Consider the following 16,588-nt stretch of genomic DNA (forward strand, 5'->3'; position numbering starts at 1 on the left):
CGCGGGCGGGCGGTTTCAACACTGTCCGCCCAAGAGTTCTCGAACAAGAAGGACCCTACCATGTCGTCTGCCATTCTCGACGTTCAGGGCGTGGGCAAATCATTTCCCGGCGTGAAGGCGCTGTCCGACGTCAACATGAAGGTACATCCCGGCGAGGTCGTGGCCTTTGTCGGTGAAAACGGCGCCGGGAAATCGACCCTGCTGAAAATCCTTTGCGGCGACTACAGGCTGGATGAAGGCGCGGTCTTCCTGGATGGCGCCGAGGTCAGCCACGCCAGCCCGCTGGAAGCCCGCGACGCCGGGTTTCGCCTGGTCCGGCAGGAGCCGGAGATCGTGCCACATATCTCGGCAGCCGAAAACATCTTCATTGGCGAATATCCCCGCCGCTCTGGCGGACGGGTCGATCATGCCGAAATCCGGCGCATCACCAATGACCTGCTGGAACGCTACGGCTTTGTCGGCGTGCTGGACATCGACGCCCTGGGCCGCACCCTGTCGCCCGCGCAGCAACATATCGTCGAGATACTGCGCGCCCTGAAGGACGGCGTGAAGGTTGTGGCCTTTGACGAGCCGACCTCGTCGCTGACCACCAAGGAAGCCGACCGCCTGTTCGCCTTGATCCGCAAGCTGCGACGGGAAGGGCTGGGCATCATCTATGTCTCGCACCGCCTGCACGAGGTGATGGAAATCGCCGACCGGGTGTTCGTGCTGAAGGACGGCGTGCCCACCGGCAACCTGATGATCGCCGACACCGATGAAGAGGAAATCGTCCGCCTGATGGTCGGTCGCGAACTCGCCCATGGCTACAAGCGCCAGGAGGTCACCACCGACGAGGTGGTGCTGGAGGTGGAGAACCTGTCCAGCCGCTGGCACGACAACATCAGCTTCCGGATCCGCGCCGGAGAGATCGTCGGATTTGCCGGGCTGGTCGGCGCCGGGCGTACGGAACTGGCCAAGGTGCTGTTCGGCGAATACGCCCGCACCGGCGGTGTGATCCGCATCTGCGGCGAGAACAAGGACATCCGGTCACCGGCCGATGCGATTGCCGCAAATATCGGCTTCGCGCCCGAGAACCGGAAGGCCGAGGGGCTGATCCTGGTCCGCTCGGTGATCGAGAACGCCTCGATGGCGGTCTTTTCGGCGCTGTCCCGCTGGGGCATCCTGCGCACGCCCGCGATGATCGACAAGGTCGCGCCCTATATCCGCCAGCTCGAGATCAAGACCCCGAGCATGGAACAGGAGGTCGGCAAACTTTCGGGCGGCAATCAGCAGAAGGTCGTTCTGGCCCGCTGGCTGGCCGCCGCCCCGCGCCTGCTGATCCTCGATGAGCCGACCCGAGCCGTCGATGTCGGCGCCAAGGCCGAGATCTATCGCCTGATCGACGATCTTGCGAGGCAAGGTATGGCGATCATGTTGATCTCGTCCGAGATGCCCGAGCTTCTGTCCATGTCCGACCGCATCATCGTGATGCGCGACGGGATGATCTCGGACCCCATCGAAAAGAAAGACGCCACCGAAGAGGCGATCGTGAATTTTGCCCTCGGAACCAGGGCCGCCTGACATGCCCACGGAGGAAAAGACAGTGAGCATTACCGAACAATCCGCGCCGCAGATGTCGCCCGACAGCGTCAGCATCTTCAAGCGGATCACCAAATTCGTCGGCGCCGAGAACCTGTCGCTGATGATCGCGCTGGTCATCATGGTGGCGCTGATCACGACCCAGACCGAATTCTTCTTTTCACCGCGCAACCTGATGAACATCGGTCAGAACATGGCCGTGGTCGGGCTGATCGCGGTCGGCATGACGCTGGTCATCGTGTCGGCGGGGCTGGACATCTCGGTGGGTTCCATCGCCGGCTGCGCCTCGGTCGTCTGCGCCCTGACGGTCACCCAACTGGGTACGGTCGTGGGGGGCGTGGCCTTCGGCATGGGCATCGGCGTGGTGCTGGGGCTGGTCAATGCCACCATCATCTCGATCCTGCGGGTGAACCCGGTGGTGGCCACGCTGGCCACGTTTTCGGCCTTTCGCGGCGTCGCCTTCCTGATCGCCCCCGGCGGTCGCCCCATCGGGGTGCTGGACCAGAACCTGGCCTGGCTGGGCTCGGGCCGTCTGTTCCAGACCGAGACCTTTCCCGGCCTTCCGGTGGCCTTCATCATCCTGATCTTCGTCGCCATTGCCGCGCATTTCGTGATGACCTCGACAGTCTTCGGACGCTCGATCTATTCCATGGGGGGCAACCCGGTGGCAGCACGGCTGGCGGGGATCAACCTGACACGGATGCGCTATGCGATCTATGCGATCTCGGGGGCGCTCTCGGGTCTGGCCGGGGTCATCGTGACCGCACGGACCTCCTCGGGGCAACCGGCATCGGGCACCCAGGGGCTGGAGCTTGAGGCGATCACGGCGGTCTTTCTGGGCGGCGCGCTGATGGCGGGCGGCAAGGGCACCATCGTCGGCTCGATGCTGGCGGTGCTGCTGCTGGCGACCCTGTCGAACGGCATGAACCTGCTGGGCATCGCGACCTTCTATCAGCTGGTCGCCAAGGGCCTGCTGTTGGTGCTGGCGGTGGCCATTGGCCAGTGGCGTCTGGCACGGGCCGAGAAGCTGCAATCGCGTCTGGCCGCCGCCGGGAAGTGATCACCATGTCGTCGCTCACCCTGTCCAACGACCAGATCCTGGTCCGCGTCGCGCCCGACTTCGGCGCCCGCGTGACCGATCTGGTGGATCGCCGCAGCGGCCGCAACTGGCTGATCGCCGGCGCCTGCGAGGGCGATGCGGGGGATGCCGCGGCCTATGGCGGGAATGTGGCCCGCGGCTGGGACGAATGCGCGCCCACCGTGGCCCCCTGCCCCGATCCCGACTGGGGCCGCGACCTGCGCGATCACGGTGACCTCTGGGGCCGCCCATGGACGGTGAAACGGGACGATACCGGGCTTGCCTGCCACCATGAGGGCACGGCCTTCACCTTCTCGCGCCGCCTGACGCTGCGGGGGCCGCGGCTGGTGTGCGACTATGCCATCGCCGCCACCACGCAGACCCGGATGCCGTGGATGTGGAGCCAGCACCTGTTGCTGGCCACGCAGCCCGGCGAACGCATTGTGCTGGACGGTGTCGGGCGTTGGTCCGACCATGGGCCGAAACCCGCCACCGAACAGGTTCTGGGAACCGATTCCGGTTTGGCCCAGAAGACATACGGGACCGTCAAGGATCGCGCCAGCGTGGGGATCGACGGGACCGATGGGGCCATCCGCCTTGAATGGAGTGCCGACCAGATGCCGTTTTGCGGTGTCTGGATGGCCTTCGGCGGATGGCCCACCAATGAAGCCCCCCTGCACCAGATGGCGCTGGAGCCGACCACCGCCCCGGCCCACAACCTGGCCGATGCCCGCGCCGGAGGCCACGAAATGTGGCTGGAGCCGGGTCAGTCCGAACACTGGCAGATCGTCATCACGATGCTGCCCCCCGAACAGACCAACGAAGGAGCCCGATGATGTCAGAGGACACTATTCTCTACCGCGTCGAGGACGGCATCGCCTATCTGACGATCAACCGCCCCGAGAAGATGAACGCGATCACCGCCGCCATGGGCAGCCGGATCGCCCAGCTCTGCCGCGAGATCGACATCGACGACAACGTCAAGGTGCTGATCATCGACGGTGCCGGCCAGCGGGCCTTTGCGGCGGGCAGCGATGTGAACATGCTCGACGACCTCGGTACACCATGGGATGGCCGCAACCGCGCCCAATACGACCGCGACTATGTCGAACCGCTGCAACGCCTGCGCAAACCCGCCATTGCCGCCATCGACGGCTATTGCCTGGGCGGCGGTCTGGAGGTGGCGATGATGTGCGACATCCGCATCGCCACGCCGCGCTCGACCTTCGGGGCGCCCGAGGTGCAGCGCGGCTGGCACGCCGGCGCCGGGAACACATCCGTTCTGCCGCGTCTGATCGGTTTCGGCAATGCCGCCCTGTGGATCCTGACCGGCGACCGGTTCCCGGCCGAGGAAGCCTGCCGCGTCGGCTTCGTGCAGCGTGTCGTCGACGTGGACGACCTGATGCCCACCGCCCGCGCCATCGCCGACCGGATCGCCCGCAACCCGCCCATCGCCGTGCAATCGGCCAAGAACGTCATCAAGCGCAGCCAGGGCAGTTCTCTGGAACAGGGGCTGTCGATGGAAAACGACGGCTACACCCTGTGCATGATGACCGAAGACGCCCGCGAAGGCATGGCCGCCTTCGGCGAAAAGCGCGAACCCGTGTTCCAGGGAAGATGATGAAGGATCATGTGATGCCCGACACCGCCACCACCGCCCGCGCGCCCCTCGAAGGGCACAAGGTCCTGGATCTGACCATCGCCATGGCCGGCCCGCTCTGCACCCAGCGGATGGGCGAGATGGGGGCCGAGATCATCAAGATCGAAGCGCCCGGCGGCGGCGATTTCTCGCGCCATGCGCCCATGGCCGGGATCACGAAATTCGGCGATGCCACCTGTTTCGTGACCCTGAACCAGAACAAGAAATCGCTGGTTCTGGACCTGAAATCCGACGCCGGGCGCGCGGTTCTGTACCGGATGGTCGAACAGGCCGATGTGCTGATCCAGAACTTCCGCCCCCGTGTGGCGACGAAACTGGGGATCGAATACGCGACCCTGCGCAAGATCAACCCGCGGCTCGTCTATGGTTCGGTCTCGGGGTATGGCGAGGACGGCCCGATGAAGGATCGCCCCGGCCAGGACCTGCTGCTGCAAAGCTTTACCGGGCTGACCATGAACGGCGGCAAGGCCGGTGAACTGCCGCAGGCCAGCCCGCTCTACATGGTCGATGTCTCGGCCTCGCACATGGTATGCGAAGGCGTGCTTGCGGCCCTTGTGGCGCGCTCGATCACCGGTCAGGGCCAGGAGGTCAAGGTCACTATGATCGGCGCCATTATGGAGATGCAGTGCCAGGAGATCATGTCCTACCTCGCCGCCGACGCCCCGCCCCAGCGCGGAACCTCGCCGCAGGTGTCGATCTATCAGGAACCACCCTATGGCATCTACAAGTGCGCGGAAGGATTCCTGTCCATCGCGCAGGCCGATCTGGACGTGTTGTCCAAGGCGCTGGACCTGCCGGTTCTGGCCGAGATGAAGGCCGCCCGGCCCGAGCAATCGGACGGCGCCGCCGTGGCGCAATGGCGCGACCGGATCTACGATCAGGTGGCGGCGCATCTGGTGACCGGCCCGGCCAGCCACTGGGACGATCTGCTTGCGCCGCTGGGGGTCTGGTGCGTGGTGGTCAACGACTATGACGCCTTCCTGAGCCACCCACAGACCCGCAACCGGCTGGTGGAACTGGACCATCCCGTGGGCGGAAAATATACCGCTGTCGCGCCGGGCATCGCCTTTTCAGACAATCCCGCGCCGAAGCTGAAACATGCGCCGCGCTATGGATCGGACAGCCGGGATGTGCTGGCCGCCTATGGTTTCGACGGGGATGAAATCTCGGGGCTGGTGGACAGCGGCACGGTTCTGGCGGACGACCCAACGGCATGAAGATCACCGCCCTGCGCACCTTTCTGGTGCCGCCCCGCTGGCTGTTCCTGAAGATCGAAACCGACGAAGGTTTGTCAGGCTGGGGCGAGCCGGTGCTGGAGGGCCACGCCGAAACGCTGGCCGCCAAGATTGCCGAGCTGGAGGATTTCCTGATCGGAGCCGATCCCTGCCGGATCGAAGACATCTGGCAGATGCTCTATCGCAACGGCTGCTATCGCGGCGGTCCGGTGCTGATGAGCGCCATTTCCGGCATCGACATGGCGCTGTGGGACATCAAGGGCAAGCAACTTGGCGCTCCGGTCCATGCCCTGCTGGGCGGGCCGGTCCGCGACAAGGTGCGCACTTATTGCTGGGTCGGCGGCGACCGCCCCGACAACCTGATCGAGGGCGTGCGCGGTCTGCAGGCGCAGGGCTATGACGCGGCCAAGATGAACATCTGCGAGGAACTGCAGATCATCGACAGCTACGCGAAGATCGACGGCATCCTGAAAAAGTTGTTCGCCCTGCGCGAGGCCGTGGGGGCCTCGATGGATCTGGCCTTCGACTTCCATGGCCGGGTGCATGGGCCCATGGCCCGCGTTCTGCTGAAAGAGCTGGAGCCGCTGCGGCCGATGTTCGTGGAAGACGCCGTGGTGTCGACCCAGATCGACCTTCTGGCCGATCTGGCGCGTGGCACCTCGATCCCGCTGACCGTGGGCGAACGCCTGCATTCGCGGTACGACTTCAAGCCGGTGCTGGAAAAGCGCGCGGCCAGCATCCTGAACCCGGATACCGCTCATGTAGGCGGCATTTCGGAAATGGTGCGGATCGGGCATTGGGCCGAAGCCTATGACGTGGCGCTTGCGCCGCATTGCCCGCTGGGACCCATCGCACTGGCCGCCTGCCTGCAGGTGGACGCGGTCTGCCACAATGCGTTCATTCAGGAACAAAGCCTCGGGATCCACTATAATTCCGGGGGCGATCTGGGCGACTATACAATGCCCGGCGCCGGGCTCAGCGTGGCGGACGGGTTTCTGGCCATCCCCTCTGGCCCCGGACTGGGCATCGAGATCGACGAGGCCAAGGTGCGCGAAGGCGCGGCCCGTGGCCACCGCTGGCGGGCACCGGTCTGGCGGCACAAGGACGGCTCGATCTCCGAGTGGTAGACCGGTCTGGCGGGTCAGGCACCGCAACAGGATATTCGCGGCCAGGACCGCCGTGCAGGGAGGACACCATGGAAAACGCAACACGCATCGCCGGGCTTCTGGCCGAGATCGGCGCCGATTGGGCCATTCTGACCGGCGCCGATTCCGTGTGTTTCGCCACCGGCCATGTGGTGCCGGTGGAAATTGGCTTCTCCCCCTTCGCGGGCGGCCCGACCATCGCCTTTGTCAGCCGCGACGGCGCCGTGGGTTTGGTCTGTCCAAACACCGATGCGGGCCAAGGCGGGCCGTGGGAAGAAATCTCCTATCCCGGATTTGCCTGCGCCGTGACCGACCAGATCGGCAACTACCTGCGGGCCGTGCAAGACATGATCGCACGGCTTGGCGTGGCGGGCCGTGTTGCGGTGGAGCCGGCCAGCCTGACGGCGGCGGTAGCCGACCTGCTGCCCGGCGAGCGGCGGGTGATCGACAGGCCCCTTGCGCGGCTGCGCGCGATCAAGACCGCACGGGAAATCAACCTGTTGCGCCGCGCCGCCGTGGTGGCGGCTATGGGCCAGCGCGAGGCCCCGACCGCCTCGATCCCCGGCCGCTCCGAACTCGATGTTTTGAACGCGATCCGCGCCCGTATGGAGACCGAGGTCGGGGTCCGCTGCGCGCTTGCCGGGGAATACCTGGCCGGGGTAGAGCGTTCGGCAACGCTGGGACTGGCGCCCGGAGCCTACAGGCTTCGGCCCGGCGACCCGGTGGTCTGCGATCTGGCCCCGCGCGTGCAGGGCTATTGGGGCGACAGTTGCAGCAGTTTCGTGGTCGGTGGCGAGGGAACCGCAGCTTACCGCGCCATGCATGACGCCTGTTTCGGCACTCTGCAACTGGCCCTGTCGGAACTGCGCCCCGGTCTGCGGGTTTGCGAATTCGACGCCAGGCTGCGCGCGCATCTGAAGTCACAGGGGTATTACTATCCCCACCATTCCGGTCACGGCATCGGAACCTCGGTCCACGAATGGCCCCGGCTGGTGCCGGATGAAACCGCGATGATCGAGGAAAACATGGTGCTGATGGTCGAACCGGGCAGCTATGTGCCCGGCCTGGGCGGCATCCGCTGCGAATTCATGCTGCGGGTGACGCGGGCGGGCGCCGAGGCGATGGCGATGTTCTGAGGACCTGCGCGGTCAATGCGACTCGCGCGGAACCTCTGCCCCCCGTTTGCCCACCAGGAAATCCAGATCGACGCCCTTGTCGGCCTGCAACACCGATGAGACATAGAGGCGCTGATAGCCGCCCGCCATGACGATCTCGGGCGGTGTCCATGCAGCACGCCGGGTTGCCAGATCGTCCTCGCTCACATGCAGATGCAGCTTGCGCTGCGGCACGTCCAGCGTGATGACATCGCCGGTTTGGACCAGCGCTAGCGGACCGCCAGCGGCAGCCTCGGGCGCGGTGTGCAGGACCACGGTGCCAAAGGCGGTGCCCGACATGCGTGCATCCGAAATCCGCACCATATCCGTGACCCCGTCGCGGGCCAATTTCGCGGGCAGTGCCATGTTGCCGACCTCGGCCATGCCCGGATAGCCCTTGGGACCGCAGTTCTTCAGCACGAGGATCGACTCGGCGGTCACATCGAGCGCCGGATCGTCGATCCGGGCCTTGTAGTCTTCGATATCCTCGAACACCACGGCAGGACCGGTGTGGGTCATCAGCGCCGGTGTCGCCGCACTTGGTTTCACCACCGCGCCCAGCGGCGCGAGGTTACCTTTCAGCACAGCGATGCCGCCGCTCTCGGTCAGCGGGTCGCCCTCGGTCCGGATCACGTCGGTGTTGTAATTCTCGGCCGCCGCCACCTGTGCGCCGATGGAGGTGCCCGAAACGCTGGCCGCATCGGGATGCAGCAGTCCCCGGTCGGCGAGCCATTTCATCACCACTGGCAGGCCGCCGGCATAGTAGAAATCTTCCATCAGATAGGCGCCCGAGGGCTGCAGGTTCAGGATCGTCGGCACGTCGCGTCCCAGCGCATCCCAGTCTTCCGAGGTCAGCGGCACCTCAAGACGGCCCGCGATGGCAATCAGGTGCAGGATTGCGTTGGTGGACCCCCCGATCGCGGCATTCACCCGGATGGCGTTTTCGAAACTGTCCCGGCGCACCACGTCGCTCAGCTTCGTGTCGCTGCGCACCATGTCGACGATGCGGCGGCCGGACATCTGCGCAAGCACCCGCCGCCGGCTGTCTACCGCCGGCGTGGCCGCGTTCTGCGGCAGGGCCAGCCCCAGGGCCTCCATCATGCTGGCCATGGTCGATGCCGTGCCCATGGTCATGCACGACCCGGGGCTGCGGGCCATGCCCTGCTCGGCGTCCTGAAATTCCTGCGGGCCGATCTTGCCCGCTTTCAACTCGTCCACCATGCGCCACACGGCGGTGCCCGAGCCCAGCTCGCAGCCGCGATGGCGTCCGTTCAGCATCGGGCCGCCCGACACCACGATGGTCGGCAGATCGCAACTGGCCGCGCCCATCACCAGCGACGGCGTGGTCTTGTCGCAGCCGCACAACAGGACGACGCCGTCCATCGGGTTGGCCCGAATGCTTTCCTCGACATCCATCGAGGCAAGATTGCGAAACAGCATGGCGGTGGGGCGGATGTTGTTTTCGCCCAGCGACATCACCGGGAATTCGAACGGTACGCCACCGGCCTCCAGCACCCCGCGCTTCACCCGTTCGGCCAGGTCGCGCAGATGTCCGTTGCAGGGCGTGAACTCGGACCATGTGTTGCAGATGCCGATCACTGGCCGCCCGTCGAAATTGTCGGGCGGCGTGCCCTGGTTCAGCATCCAGGCGCGATGGATGGTGGTGTCCTTGCTGATCCCGCCGTACCAGGCTTGAGACCGGCGTTTGGGCGTCTTGTCGGAAGTCATGGCCGCGTCCTTCAGGTCTGGGGCAAATGCACGTTGGGCATCGTCAGCTTGAGCTCTTCGATGTCCTGTTCGTTCTTGGCCAGCAGATCGCGCGAGCGTTGCCGCGCCAGATCCGGGGCACGGTCACGGATTGCCTGTGCAATCAGCAGATGGTCGGGAATATTGCGGATGTAGCCCTCGTTGGCCTTGGTGAACAGATTGAAATTGCTTCGTAAAAGCTTCTCGATCGCCTTCGCCAGAGAGCCCAGCAACGGGTTGCCCGATGCTTCCAGAAGCACCCGGTGGAACTCTGCGTCCCAATGCACCGACAGTTCGGCGTCATGGATGTTGGCCACCATCTGTTCGTAGCATTCGAACAGCTTCAGGATCTGGGTGGCGGTGGCGCGCTGCGCCGCCAGTGCCGAGGCTTCGGGCTCGACGATCTGGCGCAGTTCGGACAGCGATTTGATCAGCCGTTCGTTGGTGCTCTTGTCCGCGATCATCCAGTCGATGACCTGCGGGTCCAGCAGGTTCCAGTCCTCGGGCGGGCGCACGCTGGTGCCGACCTTGCGGGCCGAGACCACAAGGTTCTTCGCCGCCAGCGTTTTGACCGCCTCACGCACGGCATTGCGGCTGGCGCCGAATTCCTCGATCAGGTCCTGTTCGAACAGGATGGTCTTTTCCGGCACCATTTCCCCGGACACGATGCGCCGCCCCAGCACATCCAGGATGTGCTGCATGACGTTGTGGGAATGCGGTGCGGATCTGACCGACATGGATCAGAACTTTCCGTGTTCCAGATAAGCGTCGATGGGATCGGTGCCCGACAGGATGGCGCTGCGCACCTTGTCTTCGGCGGCCATGACGTTTTCCACCTCGGTGACGACCTCTTCGACGATCTCGGCGGGGATGATCACCACACCGTCGAAATCCGCCAGCACATAGTCACCGGACCGGATCAGAACATCGCCGATGCTGATCGGTTCGCCGGTCGCGTCCGGCACCCATTTCGCCACGATGTCGCGCGGGGTGCGGAACTTGCAGAACACCGGAAACCCGATCTTGCGGATAAAGCTGTTGTCCCGGCTGCCGCCATCCACGATGTAGCCGCGCACGCCGCGGTATTTCAGGGTTTCCGCCGACAGCTCACCCATGAGGGCAAGGGTCGGAGAATTCGGCTGGCAGATCACCACGTGTCCCGCCGGGGCTTCGGACAGGAAGCGGACCCAGGGCAGCAGATAGTCGGTTTCCTCGTTGGCGCGTTCGGTGTCGAAGGCCACACCGCGCAGGGTGAAGATCGGACCGCAGCAGCGGGTTTCTGCATCCAGTCCGACGATCTCGTGCGGCAGCACGCAATTGGGCCGTCCCATGGCGCGCATCACGTCGTAGATCGCGCCGGAATAACAGTTTTCAAGTCGGGTCGTGAGGGTGTCGGTCATGGGTTAGATCCAGCCTGCGTTGACGGGAAAGACGCCCGAGGTGCACATGCGCGCATCGTCGGACAGAAGAAACGCCGCGAGGTTTGCGACGTACTCGGGTTCTATCAACTCGTTCAGGCACTGGCCGGCAAAGATTTCCTTCTCCAACTCGGGCGTGAGCCAGAGTTTCACCTGGCGTTCGGTGCGAATGAAGCCCGGCGTGATGCAGTTGACGCGAATGCGGTCCGGACCCAGTTCGCGCGCCAGCCCGTTGGTCAGCCCTTCGATGCCGGCCTTGGCGGTGACATAGGCCGACAGGGTATCCAGCCCCACGCGCCAGCTCATCGAGCCCATGTTGACAATCGCACCGCCCCCGGCCGCGCGCATCTCGGCGGCGACGGCCTTGGCGGCAAAGAACTGGTGATCCAGATTTACGCTCAGCGCCGCGCGCCAGGCTTCCGGTGTCACCTCTTCGATCCTGTGGCGGGTGTCGTTGGCGGCGTTGTTGATCAGGCCGCGGATCGGACCGATCTTGTCCGAAATCCCGGCAATCGCGGCGTTCAACGCTGCAAGATCGGTGATGTCGACCTTGCGGAACACCGGCTCGTGCCGCCTGCCCTGCGCCTTGATCGCCTCGACCAGGGCGGCGCTGCTGTCGGCGTCGATGTCGACAAACCCGACCTGCGCGCCGATTTCCGCCAGGCGGGTTACCATGCTGGCGCCAATCCCGCTGCCGCCGCCGGTGACCAGAACACCCCTGTCCACAAGGCTCGGATAGCTGCCGAATTGATCAGAACTTGTGCGCAAGACACCCTCCCAGATGCATCGTCTGACGCCGGGGCGCCATTGTTGCAGAAACCCTGCCCGTACAAATACTACTTGTAAAGTATAAAATACTACTTGAAATATGATCAAGCCCCACTTAACAATTTTGCCCACGGGGTGAAGATATGGTCGGACCGGATTGCCCCACAGCAGGAAACCGCGGTGCGGATGCTGGGGAAATACCCCGGCAAGACACGGCGAACGGACCGAAACGGGAGGAGACCCAAATGAAATTGACGCTTAAAACCACGTTGCGTGCGACCGGCGCCGCGATTGCAGGCATCGGCATGACGGCGGCGGTCGCTCAGGCCGAGCCCAAGACCAACATGATGCACCAGTGGGCACAGGGCGCCGAAGCGGCGGCCATTGCGAAACTGGGCGAGATGTTCGAAGCCGCCGGCGGCACATGGGAGCAGACCTCGATCTCGGGTCATACCTCCAACACGCTGGCCAAGCTTCGTTCCGACGTGGTGGCGGGCAACGCCCCGGCCGCCGTCCAGTTGAAAGGCCCTGAAATCGCCGAGTGGAACGCCACCGGCACCACCGCCAATCTGGATGCCACCGCCGCCGAACAGGGCTGGGATGACGTGGTTGCCGATGAATTGCTGTCGGTGATGAAGCCGACCGGGTCCTGGGTAGCCGCCCCGATGAACATTCACCGGGTCAACTGGATGTATTCGTCGAAGAAGATCCTCGACGAGTTGGGCATCGCGCCGCCGAAAACCTGGGACGAGTTCAACGCTGCTTGCGACAAGGTTCAGGCTGCGGGCAAGATCTGTATCGCGCATGGCGCGGCGGACTGGTCGGACTCGACCACCTTCGACGATGTGGTCTACGGCATGGACATCGACCTGTATCGCAAGGCGTTCCAGGAAGCCGATCTTGATGCGCTGCGCAGCGACGGCATGGTTGCCGCCTTCGCCCAGCTTCGCAAGATGGTTGGCTACATGGATGATGGCATCAACGGCCGCTCGTGGGAGCAGTCGATGACCATGACCTTCGACGGCGAGGCAGCCTTCTTCCTGATGGGCGACTGGACCGTCGCCTCGGCCAATCTGGCCGGCTACACGGAAGGCGAGGACTATCTTTGCAACCAGGCGCCGGTGAACTGGGGCGGCAACGGCTTCATCCTGAACTCGGATTCGGTGGTGTTCTTCAAGCAGAAGGATCCGGATTTTGTCGAGGGTCAGAAAATGCTGGCCGAGATCATCATGTCGCCCGAATTCCAGGTCACCTTCAACGTCGCCAAAGGGTCGATCCCGGCCCGGACCGACGTGGATCTGTCGACTGGTGGATTCACCCAGTGCCAGCAGCAGGGTCTGGAAGACCTGAAGGCTTCGGTCGCCGAGGGCACGCTGGTCCGCTCGATGGCGCACAACATGACCGTTCTGCAAAAATACCGCGGCGCGATGATGGAAGTGATCACCGAGTTCGTGGCCGATGACAGCATCAGCCCCGAAGAGGCCGCCAACCAGCTGGCCGACGCAGTCGAACTGCAAATGTAAGCTCCCTTGCGGCCCCGTTTCCACGTCATGGAACGGGGCCGTGTCTTCGACGACCTGTTCGAAAGGGGACCTCCCCATGCCCTCCCTTCAGACCTCCCGACAGACCACCCGGTGGCAGCGCAGACTGGCCGACTTGACGCCCCAGCTTGTCCTGATCCCGACACTGGTTGTTGCCATCGGCTATGTGGTCGGCTTCTCGCTGTGGACGTTCTGGCTTTCCCTGTCCACGTCGACCCTGTTGCCGGACGCGACGTTCAGCGGCTTTGATCAGTACGCCCGCCTGTGGGGCAGCAAGCGCTGGACCGTGGCCTATCAGAATCTGTTTGTCTTCGGCACGCTCTACGTGCTGGGCACGCTGTTCATCGGCACCTTGCTGGCAGTCCTGATAGATCAACGCGTCAAGTTCGAAGCCCTGTGGCGGACGATCTATCTGTATCCGCTGGCCATTTCCTTTATCGTCACGGGCACCGTCTGGCGCTGGATCTTCCACCCCAACACCGGGGTCGAGCTGGCCCTGCACGACATGGGTTGGCTGTCGGCGCAGTTCGACTGGATCACCGACCGGGATCTGGCCCTGTACGTCGTGGTTATCACCGGTATCTGGCACGCCTCGGGCTTTGCCATGGCGCTGATCCTCGCCGGGCTGCGCTCGGTCGACGGAGACCTGGTGAAGGCCGCGCAGATCGACGGCGCCTCGATGCCGCGCATCTATCGCAAGGTCGTCCTGCCGACGATCTGGCCCATCTTCATCGCGGTGGCCGTGGTGCTGCTGCAATTCGCCATCAAGACCTATGACCTCGTGGTGGCCCTGACCCAGGGCGGTCCGGGGGTTTCAACCACGGTTCCGGCCATCGTCGTCTATGACCTGATGTTCCAGCGCGGGCAGATCGCCCAGGGTGCTGCGGCGGCGGTCATGATCCTTGTGGCGCTGGCCATCGTTCTGGTGCCCTACGCCCTGTGGACCGGTTGGAAATCCCGCAAGGAGGCCGCGCATCATGGCTGAGACAATGCATCAGGACTTCGACCCGCTCGCCACCGGTGGCACCCGTCGCAGGCTGACCTCGAAAGGGATCGTCTATACGCTGCTGGCGGTGTTCGCGCTGGTCTACACCGCGCCGCTGGTGATCATCCTGCTCAACACCGTGCGGCCGCTGGACGACATCGTCCGCACCGGCTTCATCGCCCTGCCCGACGCCGAAACCATGTCCCTGAAGTACTGGGCCGAGGCCTGGGGCACCTTCTGCATCGGCGGCACCTGCGAGGGCGTGTCGCGGTTCTACAAGAACTCGCTGATGATGACGATCCCGGCCACCATCCTGTCGACCGTCTTTGGTCTGCTGAACGGCTACATCCTGTCGAAATGGCGGTTCCGCTATGACGGCTGGGTGTTCGGCGTCATCACGCTGGGCGTGTTCCTGCCGCAGCAGATGACCCTGCTGCCCTGGGCCTTCGTGCTGGGCAAGCTGGGCCTGTCGAACACCATCGCAGGTCTGGTCTTCGTCCACACGGTGCAGGGCATTTCCTTCACCACGCTGTTCTGCCGCAACTATTTCGTCTCGATCCCGGACGACCTGATCAAGGCCGCGCGCATTGACGGGGCCGGCTTCTGGCGGATCTTCTACAAGATCATCCTGCCGCTGTCGCCGCCGATCCTGATCGTCACCGTGATCTGGCAGTTCACCGGCATCTGGAACGAGTTCCTGTTCGGGACGATCTTCACCTCGGGCGCGAACCAGCCCATCACCTCGGCCATCGTTGCCTTCTCGGGCAGCGGTACGGGCGAGCGTCACTACAACGTCGAAGCCGCCGCCGTCATCATGGCCGCCCTTCCACCGCTGTTCATCTATGTCGCCGGGGGTAAGTATTTTGTCCGCGGACTGACCCAGGGCGCGGTCAAATAGGATACCGAAAACATGTCATCCCTTACGATCAAAGATCTCCGCAAGAGCTATGGCAATGTCGAAGTTCTGACCGACATCAACCTGGAAGCCGACAGCGGTGAGTTCGTTGCGCTGGTGGGGCCATCGGGCTGCGGCAAGTCCACCCTTCTGGCGATGATCGCCGGTCTGGAAAGCGTCACCTCGGGCGAGATCCGCATCGAGGACCGGCTGGTCAACACAGACGCGCCCAAGGATCGCGACATCGCCATGGTGTTCCAGTCCTATGCGCTCTATCCAACCATGACCGTGCGCGAGAACATGACCTTCGGCATGGAATGCCGGCATGTTCCCAAGGCGGAACAGAAAGAAGTCGTGGACCGGGTGGCCGCCCTGCTGCAGATCGAACCGCTGCTGAAGCGCAAGCCCAGCCAATTGTCCGGCGGTCAGCGCCAGCGGGTCGCCATGGGCCGCGCCCTAGTCCGCGATCCCAAGCTGTTCCTGTTCGACGAGCCTTTGTCGAACCTCGATGCCAAACTGCGCATCGAGATGCGCTCGGAAATCAAAAAGCTGCATCAGCGGGTCGGCAAGACCACGGTCTATGTGACCCACGATCAGGTCGAAGCCATGACGCTGGCCAGCCGCATCGCCGTGATGTTCAAGGGCGTCCTGCAACAATACGACACCCCCAAGGAGATCTACGAGCGCCCGCGCAACAAGTTCGTGGCGGGCTTCATGGGCTCGCCGACCATGAATTTCCTGGATGCCAAGGTCGTGGCGCGGGACGGCGGGTTCGGCGTGACGATTGACGGCGGCGACGGCACGGTTCTGCCCCTGCCGGCGGACAGGGCCGTCGGTCTGAGCGCCGGTCAGCCGGTGATCTTCGGCGTCCGGCCCGAGCATTTCAGCCCCGTCCATGTGGCCCGCGAAGCGGTTCATGGTTCCGATCCCGTGACGGTCAAGGTGCTGGTGGACATGGTCGAACCGACCGGGTCAGAGACCATTCTGATGACCACCCTGGCCGGTCAGGAGGTGGTCGCCAGCGTCGAGCCGGACGATGCCCCGAACGAGGGCGAAAGCATCGAACTGGCCATCAACATGGCCAAGGTTTGCCTGTTCGACCCAAAAACCGAACTGCGCCTCTAGGGCACTCTCCCGGCCCTTCGGCACATGCAAACCCGTCGTGATCCTGTGTCGCGGCGGGTTTTGTGTTCTGAACCAAGGCATCGTGTGCTTGGCACCGGATCGGAACAAGCTAGGCAGCGAGGACGAGGCGCGGCCACATCCACTGGCTCCGCACCAGGCGCAGCGGCTTCGAAGCTGTTCGCCGGGATGCGTCCACATCGATGTGAATGACCGGCCGCAGGCAGGGAAGGAAACGTCCCCGATTGAAATGATGCCGCCGT

The 16,588-nt window shown here is 64.2% G+C and carries 15 protein-coding genes; 11 read left to right on the forward strand and 4 right to left on the reverse strand.

What is annotated here, in order from left to right:
• Window positions 1-60 precede the first annotated feature (60 nt).
• The 7 genes from AB0T83_RS11695 to AB0T83_RS11725 all read left to right on the forward strand — a co-directional run bounded on the left by AB0T83_RS11695 (window position 61) and on the right by AB0T83_RS11725 (window position 7,832).
• A complete protein-coding gene (locus AB0T83_RS11695; protein ID WP_366193234.1) occupies window positions 61-1,560 on the forward strand; it encodes a sugar ABC transporter ATP-binding protein in 1,500 nt (499 codons plus the stop codon).
• Between the two features lie 22 nt (window positions 1,561-1,582).
• Window positions 1,583-2,638 carry an ABC transporter permease gene (locus tag AB0T83_RS11700; protein ID WP_366193235.1) on the forward strand — a complete coding sequence of 352 codons (1,056 nt, stop codon included), beginning with the start codon at window positions 1,583-1,585 and terminating at the stop codon, window positions 2,636-2,638.
• Between the two features lie 5 nt (window positions 2,639-2,643).
• On the forward strand, window positions 2,644-3,492 hold the full coding sequence (locus AB0T83_RS11705) for a hypothetical protein (protein ID WP_366193236.1): 849 nt from the start codon (window positions 2,644-2,646) through the stop codon (window positions 3,490-3,492).
• Window positions 3,492-4,277, forward strand: coding sequence for an enoyl-CoA hydratase/isomerase family protein (locus AB0T83_RS11710; protein WP_366193237.1), 786 nt, complete (start codon window positions 3,492-3,494; stop codon window positions 4,275-4,277). The genes AB0T83_RS11705 and AB0T83_RS11710 overlap by 1 nt, the downstream gene beginning before the upstream one ends.
• Window positions 4,274-5,533, forward strand: a complete 1,260-nt coding sequence (locus AB0T83_RS11715) for a CaiB/BaiF CoA transferase family protein (RefSeq protein ID WP_366193239.1) — start codon at window positions 4,274-4,276, stop codon at window positions 5,531-5,533. The genes AB0T83_RS11710 and AB0T83_RS11715 overlap by 4 nt, the downstream gene beginning before the upstream one ends.
• Complete coding sequence (dgoD, locus tag AB0T83_RS11720; RefSeq protein WP_366193241.1) at window positions 5,530-6,678, forward strand: galactonate dehydratase; 1,149 nt, start codon at window positions 5,530-5,532, stop codon at window positions 6,676-6,678. The genes AB0T83_RS11715 and dgoD overlap by 4 nt, the downstream gene beginning before the upstream one ends.
• 68 nt (window positions 6,679-6,746) lie before the next feature.
• Window positions 6,747-7,832, forward strand: coding sequence for a M24 family metallopeptidase (locus AB0T83_RS11725; RefSeq protein WP_366193243.1), 1,086 nt, complete (start codon window positions 6,747-6,749; stop codon window positions 7,830-7,832).
• Between the two features lie 12 nt (window positions 7,833-7,844).
• Here the strand turns inward: AB0T83_RS11725 and AB0T83_RS11730 are convergent, their stop codons facing one another.
• From AB0T83_RS11730 to AB0T83_RS11745, 4 genes are read right to left on the reverse strand one after another with little or no spacing between them, the layout of a single operon-like run.
• Window positions 7,845-9,578, reverse strand: coding sequence for an IlvD/Edd family dehydratase (locus AB0T83_RS11730; RefSeq protein ID WP_366193244.1), 1,734 nt, complete (start codon window positions 9,576-9,578; stop codon window positions 7,845-7,847).
• 11 nt (window positions 9,579-9,589) lie between these two features.
• Window positions 9,590-10,333: a FadR/GntR family transcriptional regulator gene (locus AB0T83_RS11735; RefSeq protein ID WP_366193245.1), complete on the reverse strand. Its 744-nt coding sequence runs from the start codon at window positions 10,331-10,333 to the stop codon at window positions 9,590-9,592.
• Window positions 10,334-10,336: 3 nt separating this feature from the next.
• A complete protein-coding gene (locus AB0T83_RS11740; RefSeq protein ID WP_366193247.1) occupies window positions 10,337-10,996 on the reverse strand; it encodes an RraA family protein in 660 nt (219 codons plus the stop codon).
• Window positions 10,997-10,999: 3 nt separating this feature from the next.
• Complete coding sequence (locus tag AB0T83_RS11745) at window positions 11,000-11,782, reverse strand: SDR family NAD(P)-dependent oxidoreductase (protein WP_366193248.1); 783 nt, start codon at window positions 11,780-11,782, stop codon at window positions 11,000-11,002.
• 245 nt (window positions 11,783-12,027) lie between these two features.
• Here AB0T83_RS11745 and AB0T83_RS11750 point away from each other — a divergent pair, with 245 nt between their 5' ends.
• The 4 genes from AB0T83_RS11750 to AB0T83_RS11765 all read left to right on the forward strand — a co-directional run bounded on the left by AB0T83_RS11750 (window position 12,028) and on the right by AB0T83_RS11765 (window position 16,328).
• Window positions 12,028-13,305 carry an ABC transporter substrate-binding protein gene (locus tag AB0T83_RS11750; protein ID WP_366193250.1) on the forward strand — a complete coding sequence of 426 codons (1,278 nt, stop codon included), beginning with the start codon at window positions 12,028-12,030 and terminating at the stop codon, window positions 13,303-13,305.
• Between the two features lie 76 nt (window positions 13,306-13,381).
• A complete protein-coding gene (locus AB0T83_RS11755) occupies window positions 13,382-14,308 on the forward strand; it encodes a carbohydrate ABC transporter permease (RefSeq protein WP_366193252.1) in 927 nt (308 codons plus the stop codon).
• Entirely contained in the window at window positions 14,301-15,206 is a 906-nt protein-coding gene (locus tag AB0T83_RS11760) for a carbohydrate ABC transporter permease (RefSeq protein WP_366193253.1), read from the forward strand. Before AB0T83_RS11755 ends, AB0T83_RS11760 begins: the two co-directional genes overlap by 8 nt.
• Window positions 15,207-15,218: 12 nt before the next feature.
• Window positions 15,219-16,328, forward strand: a complete 1,110-nt coding sequence (locus AB0T83_RS11765; RefSeq protein WP_366193256.1) for an ABC transporter ATP-binding protein — start codon at window positions 15,219-15,221, stop codon at window positions 16,326-16,328.
• The last annotated feature ends 260 nt before the right edge of the window (window positions 16,329-16,588 follow it).

The organism is Meridianimarinicoccus marinus (assembly GCF_040689105.1).
GTDB classification, from domain to species: domain Bacteria; phylum Pseudomonadota; class Alphaproteobacteria; order Rhodobacterales; family Rhodobacteraceae; genus Meridianimarinicoccus; species Meridianimarinicoccus marinus.